Annotated in this window: 20 protein-coding genes and 1 tRNA gene; 13 read left to right on the forward strand and 8 right to left on the reverse strand. The window is 63.3% G+C overall.

The genetic code is table 11. The features are described 5' to 3' along the window. The first annotated feature begins 22 nt into the window (after positions 1 to 22). On the forward strand, positions 23 to 883 hold the full coding sequence (locus ACK8OU_RS05170; RefSeq protein WP_410302317.1) for a lysophospholipid acyltransferase family protein: 861 nt from the start codon (positions 23 to 25) through the stop codon (positions 881 to 883). A gap of 15 nt (positions 884 to 898) precedes the next feature. Here the strand turns inward: ACK8OU_RS05170 and ACK8OU_RS05175 are convergent, their stop codons facing one another. Beyond that, the gene (locus ACK8OU_RS05175; RefSeq protein ID WP_410302318.1) at positions 899 to 1,774 is read right to left on the reverse strand and encodes a 3-hydroxybutyryl-CoA dehydrogenase; all 876 of its coding nucleotides are present in this window, start codon (positions 1,772 to 1,774) and stop codon (positions 899 to 901) included. 154 nt (positions 1,775 to 1,928) lie between these two features. On the opposite strand from ACK8OU_RS05175, the gene ACK8OU_RS05180 reads away from it, so the two are divergent. After that, a complete protein-coding gene (locus ACK8OU_RS05180) occupies positions 1,929 to 2,768 on the forward strand; it encodes a DUF6473 family protein (protein ID WP_410302319.1) in 840 nt (279 codons plus the stop codon). A gap of 72 nt (positions 2,769 to 2,840) precedes the next feature. Here ACK8OU_RS05180 and ACK8OU_RS05185 read toward each other — a convergent pair whose 3' ends face one another. The 6 genes from ACK8OU_RS05185 to ACK8OU_RS05210 all read right to left on the reverse strand — a co-directional run bounded on the left by ACK8OU_RS05185 (position 2,841) and on the right by ACK8OU_RS05210 (position 6,939). Continuing rightward, the gene (locus ACK8OU_RS05185) at positions 2,841 to 3,767 is read right to left on the reverse strand and encodes an electron transfer flavoprotein subunit alpha/FixB family protein (RefSeq protein WP_410302320.1); all 927 of its coding nucleotides are present in this window, start codon (positions 3,765 to 3,767) and stop codon (positions 2,841 to 2,843) included. Then, positions 3,767 to 4,525 carry an electron transfer flavoprotein subunit beta/FixA family protein gene (locus tag ACK8OU_RS05190; RefSeq protein WP_410302321.1) on the reverse strand — a complete coding sequence of 253 codons (759 nt, stop codon included), beginning with the start codon at positions 4,523 to 4,525 and terminating at the stop codon, positions 3,767 to 3,769. Before ACK8OU_RS05190 ends, ACK8OU_RS05185 begins: the two co-directional genes overlap by 1 nt. 170 nt (positions 4,526 to 4,695) lie before the next feature. Beyond that, entirely contained in the window at positions 4,696 to 5,268 is a 573-nt protein-coding gene (locus tag ACK8OU_RS05195) for a cob(I)yrinic acid a,c-diamide adenosyltransferase (RefSeq protein ID WP_410302322.1), read from the reverse strand. A 3-nt stretch (positions 5,269 to 5,271) separates the two neighbouring features. Continuing rightward, complete coding sequence (locus ACK8OU_RS05200; RefSeq protein WP_250041512.1) at positions 5,272 to 5,475, reverse strand: twin transmembrane helix small protein; 204 nt, start codon at positions 5,473 to 5,475, stop codon at positions 5,272 to 5,274. 63 nt (positions 5,476 to 5,538) lie between these two features. Then, entirely contained in the window at positions 5,539 to 6,366 is an 828-nt protein-coding gene (locus ACK8OU_RS05205; RefSeq protein ID WP_410302323.1) for an SDR family NAD(P)-dependent oxidoreductase, read from the reverse strand. A gap of 75 nt (positions 6,367 to 6,441) precedes the next feature. Continuing rightward, positions 6,442 to 6,939: an SH3 domain-containing protein gene (locus ACK8OU_RS05210; protein WP_410302324.1), complete on the reverse strand. Its 498-nt coding sequence runs from the start codon at positions 6,937 to 6,939 to the stop codon at positions 6,442 to 6,444. A gap of 145 nt (positions 6,940 to 7,084) precedes the next feature. On the opposite strand from ACK8OU_RS05210, the gene parC reads away from it, so the two are divergent. Further along, entirely contained in the window at positions 7,085 to 9,343 is a 2,259-nt protein-coding gene (gene parC / locus ACK8OU_RS05215; protein ID WP_410302325.1) for a DNA topoisomerase IV subunit A, read from the forward strand. 4 nt (positions 9,344 to 9,347) lie between these two features. Here the strand turns inward: parC and ACK8OU_RS05220 are convergent, their stop codons facing one another. After that, entirely contained in the window at positions 9,348 to 10,715 is a 1,368-nt protein-coding gene (locus tag ACK8OU_RS05220) for a cytochrome P450 (protein ID WP_410302326.1), read from the reverse strand. 142 nt (positions 10,716 to 10,857) lie between these two features. Between ACK8OU_RS05220 and tuf the strand changes: the two genes are divergently transcribed. The 10 genes from tuf to rpoB all read left to right on the forward strand — a co-directional run bounded on the left by tuf (position 10,858) and on the right by rpoB (position 21,183). Next, the gene (gene tuf, locus ACK8OU_RS05225) at positions 10,858 to 12,033 is read left to right on the forward strand and encodes an elongation factor Tu (protein ID WP_410302327.1); all 1,176 of its coding nucleotides are present in this window, start codon (positions 10,858 to 10,860) and stop codon (positions 12,031 to 12,033) included. Positions 12,034 to 12,228: 195 nt separating this feature from the next. Further along, positions 12,229 to 12,304 (forward strand) — tRNA-Trp (locus ACK8OU_RS05230). Positions 12,305 to 12,410: 106 nt separating this feature from the next. Beyond that, positions 12,411 to 12,593, forward strand: coding sequence for a preprotein translocase subunit SecE (secE, locus tag ACK8OU_RS05235; RefSeq protein WP_250046514.1), 183 nt, complete (start codon positions 12,411 to 12,413; stop codon positions 12,591 to 12,593). Positions 12,594 to 12,801: 208 nt separating this feature from the next. After that, positions 12,802 to 13,338, forward strand: a complete 537-nt coding sequence (gene nusG, locus ACK8OU_RS05240) for a transcription termination/antitermination protein NusG (RefSeq protein WP_410302328.1) — start codon at positions 12,802 to 12,804, stop codon at positions 13,336 to 13,338. Between the two features lie 89 nt (positions 13,339 to 13,427). Further along, on the forward strand, positions 13,428 to 13,880 hold the full coding sequence (rplK, locus tag ACK8OU_RS05245; protein WP_410302329.1) for a 50S ribosomal protein L11: 453 nt from the start codon (positions 13,428 to 13,430) through the stop codon (positions 13,878 to 13,880). A gap of 3 nt (positions 13,881 to 13,883) precedes the next feature. Further along, positions 13,884 to 14,582 (forward strand): 50S ribosomal protein L1, encoded by a 699-nt coding sequence (gene rplA / locus ACK8OU_RS05250; RefSeq protein WP_410302330.1) that lies wholly within the window; start codon positions 13,884 to 13,886, stop codon positions 14,580 to 14,582. Between the two features lie 54 nt (positions 14,583 to 14,636). Then, positions 14,637 to 15,569: a glycosyltransferase family 2 protein gene (locus ACK8OU_RS05255; RefSeq protein WP_410302331.1), complete on the forward strand. Its 933-nt coding sequence runs from the start codon at positions 14,637 to 14,639 to the stop codon at positions 15,567 to 15,569. Positions 15,570 to 15,846: 277 nt separating this feature from the next. Then, positions 15,847 to 16,362 carry a 50S ribosomal protein L10 gene (rplJ, locus tag ACK8OU_RS05260; protein ID WP_410302332.1) on the forward strand — a complete coding sequence of 172 codons (516 nt, stop codon included), beginning with the start codon at positions 15,847 to 15,849 and terminating at the stop codon, positions 16,360 to 16,362. Between the two features lie 67 nt (positions 16,363 to 16,429). Beyond that, positions 16,430 to 16,804, forward strand: coding sequence for a 50S ribosomal protein L7/L12 (gene rplL, locus ACK8OU_RS05265; RefSeq protein ID WP_250046519.1), 375 nt, complete (start codon positions 16,430 to 16,432; stop codon positions 16,802 to 16,804). Positions 16,805 to 17,046: 242 nt separating this feature from the next. Further along, positions 17,047 to 21,183, forward strand: a complete 4,137-nt coding sequence (gene rpoB / locus ACK8OU_RS05270) for a DNA-directed RNA polymerase subunit beta (RefSeq protein WP_410302333.1) — start codon at positions 17,047 to 17,049, stop codon at positions 21,181 to 21,183. Positions 21,184 to 21,218 lie beyond the last annotated feature (35 nt).

Raw genomic sequence — 21,218 nt, forward strand, 5'->3', positions numbered from 1 at the left:
CCAAACCAGGGGGGCGCTGCCCGTGGATACTGAACAGCATCCGGCAAGTCTGCATGCGCCCGCCAGGCCCTATGACAAGGCGCGCCTGTCCTATGCCGGAACCTTCACTGATCCGTGGAAGGCCAACACGATCCGGGCCATTGAATGGGCTACCGCCAAGATCACCCTGCTGCGGCTGATCCGTAAATTCGAACGCCGGGGTGCGCCCTTTGGTCAGCCGTTCTGGCCCCAGGCGCTTGAGGTGATGGGCATCAAGGTGCTGACACCGCCCGAACAGGTGGCGCGCATCCCGGCTACCGGACCTCTGGTTGTTGTGGCGAACCATCCTCATGGCCTGGTTGATGGCATGGTGCTGGCCGAACTGATTGGCCGGGTTCGGACGGACTATAAGATTCTGACCAGATCCTTGCTGACCGGTATTCCCGAAATTGCCGATTTCCTGATCCCCGTGCCATTTCCGCATGAACCGAACGCCCGCGAGGCTGGCCTTGCGATGCGTGAGACCAGCATGCGCCATCTGCGCGATGGTGGTACCATTGTGCTGTTTCCGGCTGGCCGGGTCGCCCATTCCGAAACCTGGTTCGGCCCCGCGATTGAGGGGGACTGGAACCCCTTCACCGCAAAAATGGTCGCGCGATCGGGGGCCACGATCCTTCCCGTGCGCTTCACCGGCCACAATACCCGGATCTATCAGATCGCCAACCAGGTTTCTGCAACGCTGCGGCAAGGGCTTTTGCTATATGAAATCAAGGCCGCGCTGCATAAACCGCAGGCACCCGTCATCGGGCATCCGATGACCCCCGATGAAATCCGGCAGAAGCTGCAGAATCCGCGCGACTTTCTGGACTGGTTGCGCAACCACACCCTGTCTTTGACCAGGTGATCAGACCCGTCCCTGTCAGCGCGTCGGCACCGGCGGTTCAACACGATAGTCGTAAAAGCCGCGGCCCGTCTTGCGGCCAAGCCAGCCTGCTTCGACATATTTCGTCAAAAGCGGACAGGGCCGGTATTTCGTATCGGCCAGCCCGTCGTGCAGAACGTTCATGATTGCAAGGCAGGTATCCAGACCGATGAAATCGGCCAGCTCCAGCGGCCCCATCGGATGGTTCGCGCCCAGTTTCATCGATTCATCGATGGACCGGACGTTGCCCACGCCTTCATAAAGCGTATAGACCGCCTCGTTGATCATTGGCATCAGGATGCGGTTTACGATGAAGGCCGGGAAATCCTCGGCCGAGGCGGCTGTCTTGCCGATCTTTTCCACCACCGCCAGAAGCGTGCGATAGGTTTCCTCATCCGTGGCGATGCCGCGAATCAGTTCCACCAGCTGCATCACCGGGACCGGGTTCATGAAATGGAAGCCCATGAACTTCTCTGGCCGATCGGTGCGGCTGGCCAGCCGCGTGATCGAGATCGATGAGGTGTTGGAGGTCAGGATCGTCGTTGGTTTCAGATGGGGCAGAAGATCCTCGAAGATCGCCTGTTTCACCGTTTCGCGTTCGGTCGCCGCTTCGATGATCAGGTCGCAGGGCCCCAGATCGGGCAGCTGGGTCGTGGTGCGAATACGCCCCATCGCCGCCGCCTTGTCCTCGGCCGGGATCTTGCCGCGTGCCACCTGACGTTCCAGATTGCGCCCGATCAGGGCGACCGCCTTGTCAAGGTTGTCCTGGCTGATGTCGTTAAGCACCACGTCATAGCCCGCCAGCGCGAACACATGCGCGATCCCGTTGCCCATCTGCCCCGCGCCAACAATGCCAACCGACTGGATCGTCATGGATTCATCTCCTGCTTTCGTCGTTGCGGAGCATAGGCGGCACACCGCGCCCCGGCAAGCGGTGCACTGATTTGGATCGAATTTTCCCTTTAGTGCTTTGGAAAGGGTCGGCGTGCATTCTCACTGCGGGTGAACCGAACATGAGGTGGGATGAATGGCTTTCGAAAACGCGGGGTGTGGAACCCTGGACTATCTTCCATGCCGCTACGGCAAATCAAAACTTCTGTTCCGGGGCCCCCGTCGCAGGCTGGATGGTGTTTTTTGTGCGGCCATGGGGGGAACCGAAACCTATGGCAAGTTCGTGCGGGATCCATGGCCTGCGTTGTTAGAGGCGCGGATCGGCCTGCCCGTGGTGAACTTTGGTTATCTGAACGCGGGGATAGATGTTTTCGCGCATGAACCGCAGGTGGCCGAGGTGTCGCGCAGGGCGTGCCTGTCGATTATTCAACTGATGGACGCGCATAACATGTCCAATCGGTTCTACGCGGTGCATCCGCGTCGCAATGACCGGCTTTTGCACGCCTCCAGCCTCATGCGCGGTATCTTTCCGGAAATCGACTTTACCGAGTTCAACTTTACTCGCCACATGCTCAACGCTTTGCGCCTGCGCGCGCCGGATCGTTATGACCTGCTGGTGGAAGAACTTCGCACTGCCTGGGTCGCCCGGATGGGTATGCTTCTGAACCGGGTTGAGGGGCGGAAAATCCTGTTATGGATTGGTGACTATACCCGCCCGTCAGTCGGGGTTGGGGCCGGGGCCGAGGGGGTGCCGCAGTTGCTCCTCACCAGGGATTTGGTTGAACAGGTCCGACCGAATGCGGATGACATCATCTTCGTTCAGCCCTCAGACAGCGCCCGTGCCACAGGCGTCGAAGGCATGTATTTCGGGCCGTTGGAGGCTGCCGCCGCGGCGGAAATGCCAGGGCCGTGGGTCCATGAGGAAATCGCGGCAGTGCTGGAACCCGCGGTGCGCGCAATGATTCCTGCAGCTTAGGAAAAAGCCCCACCGGTTGGCGGGGCTTTCCGATCTGTGTGCGTCGGCTGGGGGAAACCCCGGCCTGATAACTCACACCTTTGCGGTCATTTCCGGCACTGCTGCGAACAGATCGGCGACCAGGCCATAGTCGGCGACCTGGAAGATCGGGGCCTCTTCGTCCTTGTTGATCGCAACGATAACTTTGCTGTCCTTCATGCCGGCCAGGTGCTGGATCGCGCCGGAAATGCCGACCGCGATATACAGGTCCGGCGCCACGACCTTGCCGGTCTGGCCGACCTGCCAGTCGTTCGGGGCAAAGCCGGAATCCACCGCCGCGCGGGATGCGCCCACCGCCGCGCCCAGCTTGTCGGCCAGCGCGCCGATCAGGGCAAAATCCGCCTCGGACCCGACGCCGCGACCGCCCGACACGACGATCTTGGCGCTGGTCAGTTCGGGGCGGTCCGATGCCGCGACCCTGTCTTCGACCCAGGCCGACAGGCCCTTGTCGCCGGCCGTTGACACCGTCTCAACCGGGGCCGCGCCGCCGGTGCCCGCCGCCTCGAACGACGCGGTGCGCACCGTCAGAACCTTGACCGGGTCGGCCGATTTCACCGTCTGGATCGCGTTGCCGGCATAGATCGGGCGTTCGAACGTGTCGGCATCGACGACCCCGGTTACATCCGACAAAATCATCACATCGAGAAGTGCCGCGATCCGCGGCAGGGCATTTTTCGCCGCCGCGGTCGAGGGCGCGACGATATGCGTGACACCCCCGGCCAGCGACAGGACCAGATCGGCCAGCGGCTCGGCCAGGGCATGGGCATGGGCCGCGTCGTCGGCCACAAGCACCCTGGCCACGCCATCCAGACCGGCCGCCGCAGACGCCGCCGCATCCACGCCCGACCCCGCGACCAGAACCGTCACCGGACCCAGCGCCTTCGCCGCCGACAGCGCCTTGGCCGTCGCGTCCAGCGCCAGATCGCCGCCATTCACCTCTGCAATCAGAAGAACCGACATCAGATCACCCCCGCGTCTTTCAATTTGCCCACCAGCTCATCGACCGAGGCCACCCTGATCCCCGCCGACCGGCCCGCCGGTTCCGCCGTTTTCACGACGGTCAGCCGCGGCGAAACGTCCACGCCGTAATCGGCCGCGGTCTTTTCTTCGAGCGGTTTCTTCTTTGCCTTCATGATGTTGGGCAGGCTGGCATAGCGCGGCTCATTCAGCCGCAGGTCCGCCGTCACGATCGCCGGCAGCTTGACCGAAATGGTCTGCAGACCGCCATCCACCTCACGCGTCACCTTCGCCGCATCGCCCTCGACCATCAGTTCCGAGGCAAAGGTCGCCTGGCCCCAGCCCAGCAGCGCCGCCAGCATCTGGCCCGTCGCGTTCATGTCATTGTCGATCGCCTGCTTGCCCGCAATCACCAGGCCGGGCTGTTCCTCGGCCACGACCTTGGCCAGGATCCTGGCCACCGCCAGCGGTTCGATGTCCTGATGCACGTCATCGGCCGCAACCACCAGGATCGCCCGGTCCGCCCCCATCGCAAGCGCCGTGCGCAGCGTTTCCGCCGCCTGCTTCACGCCCACCGAAACCACCACGATTTCAGACGCCGCGCCCTTCTCCTTCAGACGGATCGCCTCTTCCACCGCAATCTCGTCGAACGGGTTCATCGACATTTTCACATTGGCAAGATCAACCCCGCTACCGTCCGCCTTCACACGAACCTTAACGTTGTAGTCAATCACGCGTTTGACCGGTACCAAGACCTTCATCGGCGAGTGTCTCCCTTTGTTCCAGATTCCGCCCCTTGGGGCGGGATGACCAGCTCTCGCAGGGTTGTTAGCGGGTTGGACGGATCAAGGACAGTCCAAAATCGCCCTCGCCACACCTTGCGACGTTACGTTGCGGCATCCGTTTGCGATAACGGTGCCGCGTTGCGGCGTCAGCGGTTCGCGCCGGGCACCCAGAGCACGTCGGCGCGGCCCTCATCATTGGCAATGCGTGCGGCGACGAAGAACCAGTCGGACAGGCGGTTGAGGAATTTCACCGCCGCATCGTTGACCGATTCCATCGTGGCCAGTTCAACCGCCTCGCGTTCGGCACGCCGGGCGACGGTGCGGCACAGGTGCAGATGCGCCGCGAGCGCCGAGCCGCCGGGCAGGATGAAGCTGCGCAGGGGTTCGAGCCGCGCGATCATGGCATCAATTTCGGTTTCGAGGCGGGCAACCTGGGTTTCGGCGATGCGCAGAACGGGATAGCCGGCCTCATGGTCGCGTTCCATGTCGGGGCGGGCCAGATCCGCCCCCAGATCGAACAGGTCATTCTGGATGCGGCCAAGGGCGGCGTCCATCTCGCCCGTGGCATGCAGGCGCGCAAGACCCAGCGTTGCGTTGGTTTCATCGACTGTGCCATAGGCGGTGACGCGCATCGAATGTTTGGCGACCCGCGACCCGTTGGCAAGCGCGGTTTCCCCGGCATCGCCGGTTTTGGTATAGATCCGGTTCAGAACGACCATGTATCAGCCCCCTTGACGCAGCCAGACGAACAGAACGATCAGCGCGATGGCGACGGCCTGTGCGATGACGCGCAGCCGCATGATGCGGTTCGCGTGCTTGCGGTTGAAATCGCCGCCCCTGGCAAAGCCGCCGATGCCGATCATCAGAATGACCAGAACCGCCAGCGTTGCCGCCGCGACGATGTAAAATAGCGGATCGTTGCGCATCATGCCCCCTCGGTTCGCCTGCTAGACATAGCGGGGCGGTCTGGAAAAGCGAATGGAAAATGCTCAACCCCTGGCGGCCAGCCAATCAAGCGCGCGGCCCGGCAGAATGCGCCGGGCGATGCCCATCAGATAGGTGGGCGCAGTGACGTAATAGCGCGGCCGGGGGGTCGCACTTTCCAGTGCGCGCAGGATTTTGGCTGTAACGGCAGACGGCGGAAGTTCCCAGCGATCAGGTCCGCGCTTTTCGTAAAGCCGCTTCAGCAGGCTGGCTTCGTATTGCGCCCGGCGGGCGGAATTGCGCCAGTCGATCCAGCGTTCGAAATGCGGGATCGAATTGGCCCGGATCTTCGAGGTCACGGGGCCAGGTTCGATCAGCACCACCTTGATCGGCGTGTCGGCCAGTTCCAGCCGCAGTACGTCGGTCAGCCCTTCCAGCGCGAATTTCGTGGCGACATAGGCGCCGCGCCACTTGATGCCCACCAGGCCAAGCACCGAGGAGCATTGGATGATCCGCCCGTGGCCCTGCGCGCGCATCACCGTGATCGCGCGGCAGGTCAGGTCATGCAGGCCAAAGAGGTTGGTTTCAAAGATTTCGCGCAGGGCGCCGGGGGGGATGTCTTCGACCGCGCCGGGGCAGGCGAAGGCGGCGTTGTTGTAAAGCGCGTCCAGCGTGCCGCCGGTGCGGGCCATGGCCTCGGCAAAGCCCGCCGCGATCGAGGCGGGGTCGGAAACATCCAGGGGAAAGCTTTCCAGCCCCTCGGCCTGCAGGCGCGCGCAGTCGGCAGGGCTGCGGCAGGTGGCCAGAACGCGCCAGCCTGCGGCGGCAAGGCGATGGGCGGCATCATGGCCGATGCCTGATGAACAGCCGGTGATCAGGATCGTTTTCGCCATGCCATGCCCTGCCCTTGAAACCCAGTGGCGGGGATAGGGGCGACCGTGCGAAAGCGCAAGGCATGGGATCCGCGTTCAGCGCGCGGGCCGCAGCAGGCTGCGCGCGACCCAGCCTTCGATGCCGTCGCCTTCCACACGGATGCGCACCCAGGCAGCGGCCGGGTCAGACAGGACCAGCACATCCTCGCCGCGGGTGATCTGGCCAAGGATGCCGTCCCCCGTCGAGGGGCCTGCGCGCACGTTCAGCCGGTTCGCGGTCACGGTAAAGAGCGCGCCGGTGCCGATGGCCTGCATCTGGGCCGGTGCGCGATGTTCGGGCGAAGGACGCAGCGCGGGGCCGGGCATGCGGGGTTGCGGGGCAGGCGTGGCCGCGGGCACGGGCTGATCGGACAGGGGCGCAGCGGCGGGGATGATCCGGGTATCCGGGGCCTGCGCCGTGGCGGGTTCAGTCAGGGGCAGGGCGGTGGCAATGGCCGCGCTGTCCTGCGGCGCCGGGGCATTCGTATCGGGCCGTCCGGCGATCAACATCGTCAGGAAAATGACAATCAGCGTGTTCAAAACAAGTTTTGACATCAAAAAGCCTCCCGCGGGGGCGTGATCAAAGCCTAGCACATTTTTGTGCCCCTGCGTGGACGAATGTCGCTGGCGGGCATCCGGTTCCCTGGCAGGCCGCGTTTCGTGCTGGACCGGGGCGGGCCGTGGCTTTACATGCCAAAGGATGAGCGAGAATGACGAACCCGAGCCCCTGAACACCGTGTCCGAGCCCCTCAGCCGCGCGATCGGCGAGCGGTATCTGACCTACGCGCTGTCCACGATCATGCACCGCGCGCTGCCCGATGCGCGTGATGGGCTGAAGCCCGTGCACCGGCGCATCCTGTTCGCGATGCGCGAACTGAAACTGTCGCCCACGGGGGGGTTCCGCAAATCGGCCAAGATCTCGGGCGATGTGATGGGGAACTATCACCCGCACGGTGATGCCGCGATCTATGACGCGATGGCGCGATTGGCGCAGGATTTCGCGATGCGCTATCCGTTGGTGGACGGGCAGGGCAATTATGGCAACATCGACGGCGACGGTCCCGCCGCCAGCCGCTATACCGAGGCCCGCCTGGCCTTTCCGTCCGACGCGTTGCTGGAGGGTCTGGCCGAAAACGCGGTCGATTTCCGTCCGAACTATGACGGCACGCTGGAAGAGCCCGTGGTGCTGCCCGCGGCTTTCCCGAACCTGCTGGCCAATGGGTCCAGCGGTATCGCCGTGGGCATGGCCACGAACATTCCGCCGCATAACCTGCACGAACTGGTGGATGCCTGTCAGGCGATGATCCGCCAGCCCGACATTTCCGACGAGGCGCTGGTTAATCTGGTTCCCGGCCCCGATTTCCCCACCGGCGGCATTCTGGTCGAGCCGCGCGAGAATATCCTTGATGCCTATCGCACCGGGCGCGGGGCCTTCCGGTTGCGGGCGCGCTGGGAAAAAGAGGATCTGGGCCGGGGCGGCTGGCAGATCGTTGTGACCGAGATTCCCTATCAGGTCGCCAAATCCAAGCTGATCGAACGGCTGGCCGAACTGATCCAGACCAAGAAAATCCCCGCGCTGGCAGATGTGCGCGACGAATCGGCCGATGACGTCCGCATCGTGCTGGAGCCGAAGTCGCGGACCGTCGAGCCAGAGATGCTGATGGGGATGCTGTTCCGCAACTCGGACCTGGAAATCCGGTTCAGTCTGAACATGAACGTGCTGATCGACGGCAAGGTGCCGAAGGTCTGTTCGCTCAAGGAGGTGCTGCGCGCCTTTCTGGACCACCGTCGGGACGTGCTGTGCCGCCGCGCGGGCCACCGGCTGGAAAAGATCGCGCACCGGCTTGAGGTGCTGAACGGCTACATCATCGCCTACCTCAACCTGGACCGGGTGATCGAGATCATCCGCACCGAGGATGAGCCGAAGGCCGCCCTGATGGCGGAAAACTGGGCGGTGATGGATGGCGACCGCGCCTTCCTGACCGATGTTCAGGCCGAGGCGATCCTGAACATGCGCCTGCGCAGCCTGCGCAAGCTTGAGGAAATGGAGCTGCGCGCCGAGCGGGACCAGCTGCTGGCCGAACGCGAGGATCTGACCGGGCTTCTGGCCTCGGACAAGGAACAGTGGAAGCGGATATCGGCCCAGCTGAAGGACATTCAGAAGCAGTTTGGCAAGGCCGCGCCGGGTGGCGCGCGCCGCACCGGCTTTGCCGAGGCCGGTGAGGTCGAGGATGTGCCGATCGAGGCCATGATCGAGCGTGAGCCGATCACCGTGATCCTGTCGAAAATGGGCTGGGTGCGCGCGATGAAGGGCCATCAGCCGCTGGACGCCGAGGTCAAGTTCAAGGATGGCGACGGCCCGCAGTTTACGCTGCATGCCGAAACCACCGACCGGATCGTTCTGATGGGATCGAACGGGCGGGCCTATACGCTTCTGGGTGCCAACCTGCCCGGCGGGCGCGGCATGGGCGAACCCGTGCGTCTGATGGTCGATTTGCCGAATGAGGCCGAGGTGACGCATCTGCTGATCCCCAGGGCGGGCGAGAAATTCCTGATTGCTTCGTCCGACGGCGACGGCTTTGTCGTCCCGGCCGAGGAACTGGTGGCCCAGACCCGCGCGGGCAAGCAGGTGCTGAACCTGCGCGAAGGCGCGCGCACGCAGGTTTGCCGGATCGTCTCGGGCGATCACGTTGCCTGTGTCGGCGAAAACCGCAAGCTTCTGGTCTTTGCGCTGGAAGAACTGCCCGAAATGGCGCGCGGCAAAGGGGTGCGGCTGCAGAAATACAAGGATGGCGGGCTGTCCGATGCGATCACCTTCAGGTTGGCTGACGGCCTGACCTGGAAGGATCCGGCCGGGCGCACCCGAAGCGAACCCGACCTGTCCGAATGGCTGGCCAAGCGCGCCAGCGCGGGCCGCATGGCCCCACGCGGCTTCCCGCGCGACAACTGCTTTACCTGATCCGTCAGGCGGGGGTGATGGTCAGCCACACCCCGCCCGCCGGGCGCAGGGTCAGGATCATCTCAGGCCGCGGATCGCGGCCCCGGATTGCCGTGAACCGATGGCGCGCCAGCAGCGTGGCAAGGATGATCACCGCCTCTTGCAGGGCAAAGCCCGCGCCGATGCAGATCCGCGGCCCCGCGCCGAAAGGCAGGAATGCAAAGCGGTCGATGGTTTCGGGGGGCAGGAACCGGTCCGGGTCAAAGCGGTCGGGCGCCTGCCACAGGGCATGATGACGGTGCAGTGCATAGATCGGCAGCATGACCGTGTCGCCCGCACGGATTTCGCGGCCCAGAATCGTATCGGGTCGACGTGCGGTGCGCGACAATAACCCCGCCGGGGGATAGAGGCGCAGCGATTCCTCGATGATGCGGCGGTTCAGGCGCAGGGCGGGCAGATCCTGCGCCGTTGCGGCGCGTGTGCCCAGGGTGGCCTGCGCCTCGGCCCGGGCGCGGTCCTGGACAGAGGGGTCGAAGGCGCAAAGATACAAGGCCCAGGCCAGCGTCAGCGCCGTGGTTTCGTGCCCTGCCACGATAAAGGTCAGCAGGTTGTCGCGTAGTTCCGCAGGGGTCATCCGGCGGCCGGTTTCGGGGTCTTGCGCCGCGGCCAGCAGGTCCAGAAGATCCGGCAGGGGGCGGGCCCCGGCCCGCATCCGCGCCGCGATCGCGGCATCGGCATGCTGCTTTAATCCGCGCACCACCGGCCCTGACACGATCCGCGACGGCCGCGGCACCCAACCTGGCAGGCCGAACAGGTCCAGCAGCGACAGCTTGGCCGATTGCGCTATATAAGCGTCGATGGCGCGGTGGATCGCGGTGCGGTCAAGCCCCTCATCGCCTGAAAAGGTGACCTCGGAAATCACCTCGAAGGTGGCAGCGACCATCGCATCATGCAGGTCGACCGCACGCCCGGTCGCCGCCGACAGCCGCGCGCTGGCCGTCTCGGCGGTGGCGGTCATCACAGGGGCCAGCGCCTCGACATGGCGCGGGGCAAAGACGGGGGCCGCGGCGCGGCGCTGCCAGCGCCAGTCGGCGCCTTCGGCCACGAACAGCCCCTTGCCCACGGCGGGGCCCAGGATCAGCTTGGTCACTTCGGACTTGGGGTAATCATCGACCCGGTCCTTCAGGATGCGCCGCAGCGCATCGGGGTCCATCACCATGTGCCAGCGCGCGCCGGTCCAGCCCGAGATCATCGGCGCATGGGTGGCGATTTCGGGAATGAGGCGCAGCAGATTCTGCCGCGCGACCCGCAGCGACCCCAGCACCCCCAGCGGGCGCGTCGCCAGCGGCACGCGGGCAGGCAGCGGGGCATCAGGGCGCGCGGTGTGATCCATGCCCCAAGTTTAGCGCGCCGCGGGGGCGGTCCAAGGGTCTTGCGCGCAAAGCGGGCTTGATTTTTTGCAGCCGACCCAATAGGGAACCCGCGAAGTTGACTCGGGCCTTGACACGGCCCCCCAAATCAGAGGCGCCCGCATCATGGCAAAGGCAAAGTTTGAACGGACGAAACCGCACGTCAACATCGGGACCATTGGTCACGTTGACCACGGCAAGACGACGCTGACGGCTGCGATCACGAAGTATTTTGGCGAATTCAAGGCCTACGACGCGATTGACGGTGCGCCGGAAGAGCGTGCGCGCGGGATCACGATCTCGACGGCGCATGTGGAATATGAATCCGAGAGCCGCCACTACGCGCACGTCGACTGCCCCGGCCACGCGGACTATGTGAAGAACATGATCACGGGTGCTGCGCAGATGGACGGCGCGATCCTTGTGGTGAACGCGGCCGACGGCCCGATGCCGCAGACGCGCGAGCACATTCTGCTCGGCCGTCAGGTGGGCATCCCCTACATGGTCGTCTACATGAACAAGGTCGACCAGGTTGACGACCCGGAACTGCTGGAACTGGTCGAGATGGAAGTGCGTGAACTTCTGTCGTCCTACGACTACCCCGGCGACGACATTCCGATCGTCAAGGGCTCGGCGCTGGCGGCGCTGGAAGGCCGTGACCCGGAGATCGGCGAGAATTCGATCCGCGAACTGATCAAGGCGGTTGACGACTACATCCCGACGCCGGCGCGTGCGGTTGACCAGCCGTTCCTGATGCCGATCGAAGACGTTTTCTCGATCTCGGGGCGCGGCACGGTTGTGACCGGCCGTGTGGAACGTGGCGTGATCAACGTGGGCGACGAAGTCGAGATCGTGGGCATCCGCGACACGAAGAAGTCGGTCTGCACCGGCGTTGAAATGTTCCGCAAGCTGCTGGACCGCGGCGAGGCGGGCGACAACATCGGCGCGCTGCTGCGCGGCGTGGACCGTGACGGCGTGGAACGTGGTCAGGTGCTGTGCAAGCCGGGTTCGGTGAAGCCGCACACCCAGTTCGAGGCCGAGGCCTACATCCTGACCAAGGAAGAAGGCGGCCGCCACACGCCGTTCTTCGCGAACTATCGCCCGCAGTTCTACTTCCGCACCACCGACGTGACCGGCACCGTGAAGCTGCCGGAAGGCACCGAGATGGTGATGCCGGGCGACAACCTGAAGTTCGAGGTCGAGCTGATCGCCCCGATCGCGATGGAAGAAAAACTGCGCTTCGCCATCCGTGAAGGCGGCCGCACCGTCGGCGCAGGCGTCGTGTCGAAAATCATCAAGTGATGGCATTCGCATCCTGATGGAAGGGCCGCCTTTGGGCGGCCCTTTTCATTTGTGGCGCCGGGTTTGGGGCGTGCGGTGCCATTCGGCGCAGATGCCTGGTGCGCCACTTTGCACGGCACGGCCGCAGAACATCACGCCCATGCGAAAAGCCCCTTGATTTCACCCGAAAGGTGCCGTAGCACCCGCGCACGGCCTAGGGGTATAGCTCAGTTGGTAGAGCATCGGTCTCCAAAACCGAGGGTCGGGGGTTCGAGTCCCTCTGCCCCTGCCAGGCCGTTCCCGAACACAGACGTGTAGCGACGCTCGGCGCTTGAAATCGGCGCCGGATGCGCGTATCTGACCCCCGGCGCAATCGGCGCGAGGAAAGAGGACGGACGATGGCAAACCCCCTTCAGTTCATGCAGCAGGTGCGCTCGGAAGTGGCGAAGGTCGTCTGGCCGACGCGGCGCGAGGTGATGCTGACCACGGCGATGGTCTTTGTGATGGCGGCCCTGACGGCGGCGTTCTTCGCGCTGGTGGACTGGGTCATCCGCTTCGGGGTCGGCGCAATCATCGGCTGACGGGGGGGCGGCCCCGCCGGGGTGATTTCTGGCCGGTTGGACTTGAAATCAAAGACCTTGGGCGCTAAAGGGGCGGGACTTTCCAGAGGTCGGCGCGCATCGATTCGGGTCATGCGCGCTGTTTTGTGTTCTGGGCTGGCGGGGAAACCTGCCGAACATGCGGAATTTTCGACGGTTATCCGTCGGTGGAAAAGAGGCACGGGCAAGCATGGCGAAGCGGTGGTATTCGGTTAGCGTCCTCTCGAACTTTGAGAAGAAGGTTGCCGAGCAGATCAAGCAGGCCGTTGCGGAACAGGGCCTTGAGGATCAGATCGAGGAAGTTCTGGTCCCCACCGAAGAGGTGATCGAGATCCGCCGCGGTAAAAAGGTCACTTCGGAACGGCGCTTCATGCCCGGCTATGTGCTGGTGCGCATGGACATGTCGGACAAGGGCTATCACCTGATCAACTCGATCAATCGCGTGACCGGGTTCCTGGGGCCGCAGGGCAAGCCGCAGCCGATGCGCGATGCCGAGGTCAATCAGATGCTCAAGCGCACCGGCGAGGGCCAGGAGGCGCAGCCGCGCAACCTGATCCGCTTTGAGGTGGGCGAGAATGTCAGCGTGACCGATGGCCCGTTCGAAGGCTTTTCCGGCATGGTCGAGGAAGTGGATGATATCTCGGGCCGCCTGAAGGTGACCGTGTCGATCTTTGGCCGGCCCACGCCGGTCGAACTGGAATTCACCCAGGTGTCGAAAGTCGCCTGACGTGAGAGCCGTGGAAGGCGAGGGGCTGGCCCCGGACCATACCACTAAACTTCGCCCCAAGGGGTGACAGTGATGAAGGAGAAGGCCAGATGGCCAAGAAAGTCGTCGGGCAGCTGAAGCTGCAAGTCAAGGCGGGGCAGGCGAACCCCTCTCCGCCGATCGGTCCTGCGCTGGGTCAGCGCGGCATCAACATCATGGAATTCTGCAAGGCGTTCAACGCCAAGACGCAGGAAATGGAAGCCGGCTCGCCGGTTCCGGTGATCATCACCTATTATGCCGACAAGTCGTTCACGTTTGAAACGAAGACGCCGCCGGCCTCGTTCCTGCTGAAGAAGGCCGCGGGCCTGAAGCCGGTGGGCAAGCGTAACCGCCCGAAGGGGTCGACCAAGCCGGGCCGCGAAGTCGCTGGAACCGTGACCGTGGCGCAGGTGCGCGCGATTGCGGAACAGAAGATGAAAGACCTGTCCGCGAACGACATCGAAGCCGCGATGCAGATCATCCTCGGCTCCGCCAAGTCGGTCGGTATCGAGGTGAAAGGGTAAGCCATGGCCAAGATCGGTAAACGTTCGGTCGCCGCGCGCGCCGCTTTCGAAGGCAAGGACAATCTCTCGGTTGAAGAGGCTGTCAAGCTGATCAAGTCCGCTGCTTCGGCGAAGTTCGACGAGACGCTGGAAATCGCGATGAACCTGGGCGTCGACCCGCGTCACGCCGACCAGATGGTCCGCGGCGTGGTGCAGCTGCCCAACGGCACGGGCAAGACCGTGCGCGTGGCCGTGTTCGCCCGCGGCGCCAAGGCTGACGAAGCCAAGGCCGCCGGTGCCGATATTGTCGGCGCCGAGGACCTGATGGAAACCATCCAGTCCGGCAAGATCGAATTTGATCGCTGCATCGCCACCCCGGACATGATGCCGCTGGTCGGTCGTCTGGGCAAGATCCTGGGCCCGCGCAACCTGATGCCGAACCCGAAGGTCGGCACCGTGACGATGGACGTGAAGGCGGCTGTCGACGCTGCGAAGGGCGGCGAAGTCCAGTTCAAAGTGGAAAAGGCCGGCGTGATTCACGGCGGTATCGGTAAGGTATCGTTCACCGAGGAAGCACTGGCGCAGAACGTCCGCGCCTTTGTGGACGCCGTGTCGCGTGCCAAGCCCTCGGGGGCCAAGGGTGCCTACCTCAAGAAGGTGTCGCTCTCTTCGACGATGGGGCCGGGCGTCTCGGTCGACATCACCTCGGCGACAGCGAACTGATGAAAAGCAAAACCGCCGGGTCATCTCCGGCGGTTTTGTCATGGGGCGTGCAGCATGAGTACAGATCCGGGCACGTTGACGATTGCGACGATCTGCCGGGAACCTGTCTTGAACGTCCTGCGCTTTGTCGCGTGGCACCGACAGCATGGGGCTGATCGGATTGTCATTTATTTCGATGATCCCGCAGATCCCGCGATTGCGCATATTACAAAGCTCGACTTTGTTGAGGCGATACCGTGTTGCCCTGATTTCTGGCGTGATTTGGGTGTTGATCCAGAGGTCCGCTTTGTCACGCGCCAGAATGCGGCGATGACGGCGGCCTACCGTCGCGCCGCGACCGGATGGGTCGGGGTTCTGGACGGCGATGAATTGTTTTATGCGCCCGAAGGGCTTAAGCCGGTGCTGCGACGACTGGGGCCAGACATCCGGTCGATCCGCATCCAGACATCCGAGAAAATTTCCGCGCCTGATGGTCCTTGGTTTCGTGATCCAATCGACAAACACGGCCTGCGGGCGCTGTATGGTGATCTGACACCGCTGATGCGGCGCAATCGGGGTTTGGTAGGGCATGCTATCGGCAAATCCTTGACGCGCAGCGGTCTGGATTTGCGCCTGATCCGTCAACACTTTCCGGTAGGTTCTGACAGAAAAGAGCTGACCGATCTTGTTCTTGGTCCTGCCGACGGTCTTCGGCTGCTCCATTTTTTTGAACAGGGCTGGGAAAGCTGGCGCCGCAAGCTTGACTGGCGGCTTGGAAGCTGGGGCTTTGCGCCACGTATGGCGGCGCATTTGCAAAACCTTGCGGCGCAGGCAGATGACCCGGAAGCGGTCTGGCGATGGGTATACGCGTTGCTCCACGAATTTGACGAGCTTCGCCTGGACAAGCTTGCCCAATTCGGCGGCTTGTTTCGGCCTGAACTTGATTTGCTTGCCCCGGCGCGCGCGATGTTCGGGGCCGATCTTGTTGATGCCCTTGCCGCCACATGAGGCCAGTACCCGTGTGCGCCTGACAGATTTTCTCTTGGCAAGGCCGGTCGCACCGCCTATACCCGCGGCCTGTATCGGGCTTGCGATTCTCGCGGGCTGGATGCGTCGTCCGAGATAGCGGGTGCCTTCTGGCTTAATTTCCTGCTTGAGATGGGAAACGAGACGAATTCCGGGGTAGGCCTCGGGCGATCTTCTCGGGAACCGATCGGACCCGAACCCCGGCGCAAGCCGGGGCCAATGAGAGCCGGGGGGAAACCCCCACACTTGGAGTGAAACCGTGGATAGAGCCCAAAAAGAGAAGGTGGTCGAGGAACTCGGCCAGATCTTCGAAAGCTCTGGCGTTGTGGTGGTTGCCCACTACGAAGGCATGACGGTTGCACAGATGCAGGACCTTCGGGCGCGCATGCGCGAAACCGGTGGGTCCGTCCGCGTTGCCAAGAACACGCTCGCCAAGATCGCCCTGGAAGGCAAACCCTGCGAAAGCATGGCCAAACTTCTCACGGGCATGACCGTTCTTGCCTATTCCGAAGATCCTGTCGCTGCAGCGAAGGTCGCGGATGCCTATGCCAAGACGAACGACAAGTTCGTGATTCTTGGCGGCGCCATGGGCAAGGACGCTCTGGACCCCGCCGGTGTCAAAGCCGTGGCCCAGATGCCGTCGCGCGAAGAGCTTATCGCTCAGATCGCGTCCTGCATCGGTGCCCCGGCCTCCAACATCGCCGGTGCCATTGGCGCGCCTGCTTCCAACATCGCGGGCATCCTCAAGACGCTTGAGGAGCGGGAAGCCGCCTGACGCAATCTTTGCCTTCGTCGGGACAGACCTGACGTTGGAAAACCCTATATGAGAATGGAACGGAAAAATGGCCGATCTTAAAGCACTCGCCGAGCAAATCGTGAACCTCACGCTGCTGCAGGCGCAAGAACTGAAGCAAATCCTGAAAGACGACTACGGCATCGAGCCGGCCGCCGGTGGCGCCGTCATGATGGCTGGCCCGGCTGCTGGCCCGGCTGAAGCCGCGGAAGAAAAGACCGAATTCGACGTGGTTCTGGTCGACGCTGGCGCGAACAAGATCAACGTGATCAAGGAAGTCCGCGCGATCACCGGTCTGGGCCTGAAAGAAGCCAAGGACCTGGTCGAAGCCGGTGGCAAGGTCAAGGAAGGCGCCGCCAAGGGCGAAGCCGAAGAAATGAAGAAAAAGCTCGAAGAAGCCGGCGCGAAGGTCGAGCTGAAGTAATCGGGCCGGATGCCTTTGCATCCGATCATGTGATTGGGCTGGGTCCGGGGCAATCCCGGGCCCAGCCGAACCTGTCTTGGCGAGGGCTTCGCGCGTAAGCCTTCCCCAAGGCGGTGTTCCCGGTTCGGGAGCCTTCCGGTGGGACGGGGGGCATGAATGGAACCGGCCCCCTTCATTCGCATGCGGCGCGTGCCGGGCCCCGACGGCGCGCACCCGCGAAGAGACGAAAGGTCACGACGAGCATGGCTCAAGCTTACGTTGGTCAGAAGCGCATCCGCCGCTACTACGGCAAAATCCGCGAAGTCCTCGAAATGCCGAACCTCATTGAGGTTCAGAAATCCTCCTACGACCTGTTCCTGCGCTCGGGCGATGCTGACAAGCCGCTTGATGGCGAGGGGATTCAGGGGGTTTTCCAGTCGGTTTTCCCGATCAAGGATTTCAACGACAACGCCACCCTCGAATTCGTCAAGTATGAGCTGGAAAAGCCGAAATACGACGTCGAGGAATGCCAGCAGCGCGACATGACCTATTCGGCCCCGCTGAAGGTGACGCTGCGCCTGATCGTATTTGATGTCGATGAAACCACCGGGGCGCGTTCGGTCAAGGACATCAAGGAACAGGACGTATTCATGGGCGACATGCCGCTCATGACCTCAAACGGTACGTTCATCGTGAACGGGACCGAGCGTGTCATCGTGAGCCAGATGCACCGCTCGCCCGGCGTGTTCTTTGACCATGACCGCGGCAAGACCCATTCCTCGGGGAAACTGCTGTTCGCCTGCCGCATCATCCCCTACCGCGGCAGCTGGCTGGACTTTGAGTTCGACGCCAAGGACCTGGTTTTCGCGCGCATCGACCGCCGCCGCAAGCTGCCGGTGACCACGTTGCTTTACGCGATGGGGCTGGATCAGGAAGGCATCATGGATGCCTATTACAACACGGTAACCTTCCGCGCCGAGGGCAAGCGCGGCTGGGTCAGCAAGTTCTTCCCCGAACGTGTGCGTGGCACCCGCCCGACCTATGATCTGGTCGATGCGGCCACCGGCGAAGTCATCCTGAAGGCGGGTGACAAGGCCACCCCGCGCATGGTCAAGAAGTGGATCGACGACGGCAAGATCACCGATCTTCTGCTGCCGTTCGAGCATATCCTTGGCCGCTTCGTCGCCAAGGACATCATCAACGAGGATACCGGCTACATCTATGTCGAGGCGGGCGATGAACTGACCGCCGAATACGACCGCGACGGCCAGCTGGTGGGCGGCACGGTCAAGGCGTTGCTGGACAATGGCATCACCGACATTCCGGTGCTGGACATCGACAACATCAACGTCGGCCCCTACATCCGCAACACCATGGCCGCGGACAAGAACATGAACCGCGATCAGGCGTTGATGGACATCTATCGCGTCATGCGCCCGGGTGAGCCGCCGACGGTCGAGGCCGCCTCGTCCCTGTTCGACAGCCTGTTCTTTGATTCCGAACGCTACGATCTGAGCGCGGTGGGCCGCGTCAAGATGAACATGCGCCTTGATCTGGACGCCCCCGATACCCAGCGTACGCTGCGCCGTGAAGACATCATCGCCTGTATCAAGGGTCTGGTGGAACTGCGCGACGGCAAGGGCGAGATCGACGATATCGACCATCTTGGCAACCGCCGCGTGCGGTCCGTCGGCGAGCTGATGGAAAACCAGTATCGCGTGGGTCTGCTGCGGATGGAACGCGCGATCAAAGAGCGCATGTCCAGCGTCGAGATCGACACGGTCATGCCGCAGGACCTGATCAACGCCAAGCCGGCCGCGGCTGCGGTGCGCGAATTCTTTGGCTCCAGCCAGCTGTCGCAGTTCATGGACCAGACCAACCCGCTGTCCGAAGTGACGCACAAGCGCCGCCTGTCGGCGCTTGGCCCGGGTGGCCTGACCCGCGAACGCGCCGGCTTTGAAGTGCGCGACGTTCACCCGACGCACTATGGCCGGATGTGCCCGATTGAAACGCCCGAAGGCCAGAACATCGGCCTGATCAACTCGTTGGCCACCTTCGCCCGTGTCAACAAATACGGCTTTATCGAGACCCCGTACCGCAAGGTCGAGGATGGCAAGGTGACCGACGATGTCGTTTACCTGTCGGCCACCGAGGAAATGCGCCACACCGTGGCGCAGGCCAACGCCCAGCTGGACGCCGAGGGCCGGTTCGTCAACGATCTGGTCTCGACCCGTCAGGGCGGCGAATTCATGCTGAATCCGTCCGAGGCCGTGGATCTGATCGACGTGTCGCCGAAACAGCTGGTCTCGGTTGCTGCGGCGCTGATCCCCTTCCTGGAAAATGACGACGCCAACCGCGCGCTGATGGGGTCTAACATGCAGCGGCAGGCCGTGCCGCTGCTGCGGTCCGAAGCGCCGTTCGTCGGCACCGGCATGGAAGCCGTGGTGGCCCGCGATTCCGGCGCGGCGATCATGGCCAGGCGCGGCGGCGTCATTGACCAGGTCGATGCGCAGCGGATCGTTATCCGCGCCAACGAAGACCTGGGCATGGGCGATGCGGGCGTCGATATCTATCGCCTGCGCAAGTTCAAGCGGTCGAACCAGTCCTCGACCATCAACCAGCGCCCGCTGGTCAAGGTGGGGGATGTGGTGTCCAAGGGTCAGGTCATCGCAGATGGTCCCTCGACCGATCAGGGCGAACTGGCTATCGGCCGGAACGTGATCGTGGCCTTCATGCCGTGGAACGGCTATAATTACGAAGACTCGATCCTGATCTCGGAACGTATCCACCGCGACGACGTGTTCACCTCGATCCACATCGATGAATACGAAGTGGCGGCCCGCGATACCAAGCTCGGCCCCGAGGAAATCACCCGCGACATCCCGAACGTCGGCGAGGAAGCGTTGCGCAACCTTGACGAGGCCGGGATCGTCTATATCGGCGCCGAAGTGGGGCCGGGCGATATTCTGGTGGGCAAGATCACCCCCAAGGGTGAAAGCCCGATGACGCCGGAAGAGAAACTTCTGCGTGCCATCTTCGGCGAAAAGGCATCCGACGTGCGCGATACCTCGCTGCGTCTGCCGCCGGGGGCCTATGGCACGATCGTCGAAGTGCGCGTGTTCAACCGCCACGGCGTCGACAAGGACGAACGCGCCCTGCAGATCGAGCGCGAGGAAGTCGAGCGTCTGGCCCGCGACCGTGACGACGAGCTGGCGATTCTGGAACGCAACATCTATGCGCGCCTGAAGACCCTGATCCTGGGCAAGATCGCCGTGAAAGGCCCGAAAACCGTCAAGGCCGGGTCCGAGATCACCGAAGAACTGCTGGGCACGCTGAGCCGTGGCCAGTGGTGGCAGCTTGCCCTTGAAAACGAGAACGATGCCAAGGAAGTCGAGGCGCTGAACGACCAGTTCGACGCGCAGAAGCGTGCCCTGGATCATCGTTTCGAGGACAAGGTTGAAAAGGTCCGTCAGGGCGACGATCTGCCCCCGGGCGTGATGAAGATGGTCAAGGTGTTCGTGGCGGTGAAGCGCAAGCTTCAGGCCGGGGACAAGATGGCCGGTCGTCACGGCAACAAGGGTGTTGTGTCGAAGGTTGTCCCGATGGAGGACATGCCCTTCCTGGCCGATGGCACCCCGGTTGACCTGGTGCTGAACCCGCTGGGCGTGCCCTCGCGGATGAACGTCGGGCAGATCCTGGAAACGCACATGGGCTGGGCCGCGCGCGGCCTGGGCCTGCGGATCGACGAGGCGCTGCGCGACTATCGCCGTTCGGGCGACATGACCCCGGTGCGCGAGGCGATGCGTCATGGCTATGGCGATGACACCTATGAAGAAGCCTTCGCCAATGTTTCGGACGATCAGCTGGTCGAACATGCGGAAACCGTCCGTGGTGGCGTTCCGATTGCGACGCCGGTGTTCGACGGGGCGAAAGGGGCCGATGTGAACGACGCGCTGCGCCGTGCGGGCTTTGATACCTCGGGGCAGTCGATCGTGTTCGACGGCCGCACCGGCGAGCAGTTTGCCCGCCCGGTTACCGTGGGGGTCAAATACGTTCTGAAGCTGCACCACCTGGTCGACGACAAGATGCACGCGCGTTCGACCGGGCCGTACTCGCTTGTGACCCAGCAGCCGCTGGGGGGCAAGGCGCAGTTCGGTGGCCAGCGTCTTGGGGAGATGGAGGTCTGGGCACTGGAAGCCTATGGCGCCGCCTACACCCTTCAGGAAATGCTGACCGTGAAGTCGGACGACGTGGCGGGCCGCACCAAGGTCTATGAGTCGATCGTCAAGGGCGAGGACAATTTCGAAGCCGGCGTGCCGGAATCGTTCAACGTTCTCGTCAAAGAGGTCCGGGGCCTCGGCCTCAACATGGAACTCCTGGATGCGGAGGACGAGGAGTGAGGGGCTGACCCCTCACGCCATCCCCTCTGCCCGTA

Source organism: Pontitalea aquivivens (assembly GCF_046507575.1).
Taxonomy (GTDB): Bacteria; Pseudomonadota; Alphaproteobacteria; order Rhodobacterales; family Rhodobacteraceae; genus Pontitalea; species Pontitalea aquivivens.

What these genes read in the sequence shown, in the direction of transcription:
- ACK8OU_RS05190 (WP_410302321.1), bottom strand. Translation starts at nt 4,525, where the DNA reads ATGAAGGTCTTGGTACCGGTCAAACGCGTGATTGACTACAACGTTAAG.
- rplK (WP_410302329.1), top strand. Translation starts at nt 13,428, where the DNA reads ATGGCCAAGAAAGTCGTCGGGCAGCTGAAGCTGCAAGTCAAGGCGGGG.
- parC (WP_410302325.1), top strand. Translation starts at nt 7,085, where the DNA reads ATGAGCGAGAATGACGAACCCGAGCCCCTGAACACCGTGTCCGAGCCC.
- ACK8OU_RS05210 (WP_410302324.1), bottom strand. Translation starts at nt 6,939, where the DNA reads ATGTCAAAACTTGTTTTGAACACGCTGATTGTCATTTTCCTGACGATG.
- rplA (WP_410302330.1), top strand. Translation starts at nt 13,884, where the DNA reads ATGGCCAAGATCGGTAAACGTTCGGTCGCCGCGCGCGCCGCTTTCGAA.
- ACK8OU_RS05175 (WP_410302318.1), bottom strand. Translation starts at nt 1,774, where the DNA reads ATGACGATCCAGTCGGTTGGCATTGTTGGCGCGGGGCAGATGGGCAAC.
- ACK8OU_RS05255 (WP_410302331.1), top strand. Translation starts at nt 14,637, where the DNA reads ATGAGTACAGATCCGGGCACGTTGACGATTGCGACGATCTGCCGGGAA.
- nusG (WP_410302328.1), top strand. Translation starts at nt 12,802, where the DNA reads ATGGCGAAGCGGTGGTATTCGGTTAGCGTCCTCTCGAACTTTGAGAAG.
- ACK8OU_RS05185 (WP_410302320.1), bottom strand. Translation starts at nt 3,767, where the DNA reads ATGTCGGTTCTTCTGATTGCAGAGGTGAATGGCGGCGATCTGGCGCTG.
- secE (WP_250046514.1), top strand. Translation starts at nt 12,411, where the DNA reads ATGGCAAACCCCCTTCAGTTCATGCAGCAGGTGCGCTCGGAAGTGGCG.
- ACK8OU_RS05200 (WP_250041512.1), bottom strand. Translation starts at nt 5,475, where the DNA reads ATGCGCAACGATCCGCTATTTTACATCGTCGCGGCGGCAACGCTGGCG.
- tuf (WP_410302327.1), top strand. Translation starts at nt 10,858, where the DNA reads ATGGCAAAGGCAAAGTTTGAACGGACGAAACCGCACGTCAACATCGGG.
- rplL (WP_250046519.1), top strand. Translation starts at nt 16,430, where the DNA reads ATGGCCGATCTTAAAGCACTCGCCGAGCAAATCGTGAACCTCACGCTG.
- ACK8OU_RS05195 (WP_410302322.1), bottom strand. Translation starts at nt 5,268, where the DNA reads ATGGTCGTTCTGAACCGGATCTATACCAAAACCGGCGATGCCGGGGAA.
- ACK8OU_RS05205 (WP_410302323.1), bottom strand. Translation starts at nt 6,366, where the DNA reads ATGGCGAAAACGATCCTGATCACCGGCTGTTCATCAGGCATCGGCCAT.
- ACK8OU_RS05220 (WP_410302326.1), bottom strand. Translation starts at nt 10,715, where the DNA reads ATGGATCACACCGCGCGCCCTGATGCCCCGCTGCCTGCCCGCGTGCCG.
- rpoB (WP_410302333.1), top strand. Translation starts at nt 17,047, where the DNA reads ATGGCTCAAGCTTACGTTGGTCAGAAGCGCATCCGCCGCTACTACGGC.
- ACK8OU_RS05180 (WP_410302319.1), top strand. Translation starts at nt 1,929, where the DNA reads ATGGCTTTCGAAAACGCGGGGTGTGGAACCCTGGACTATCTTCCATGC.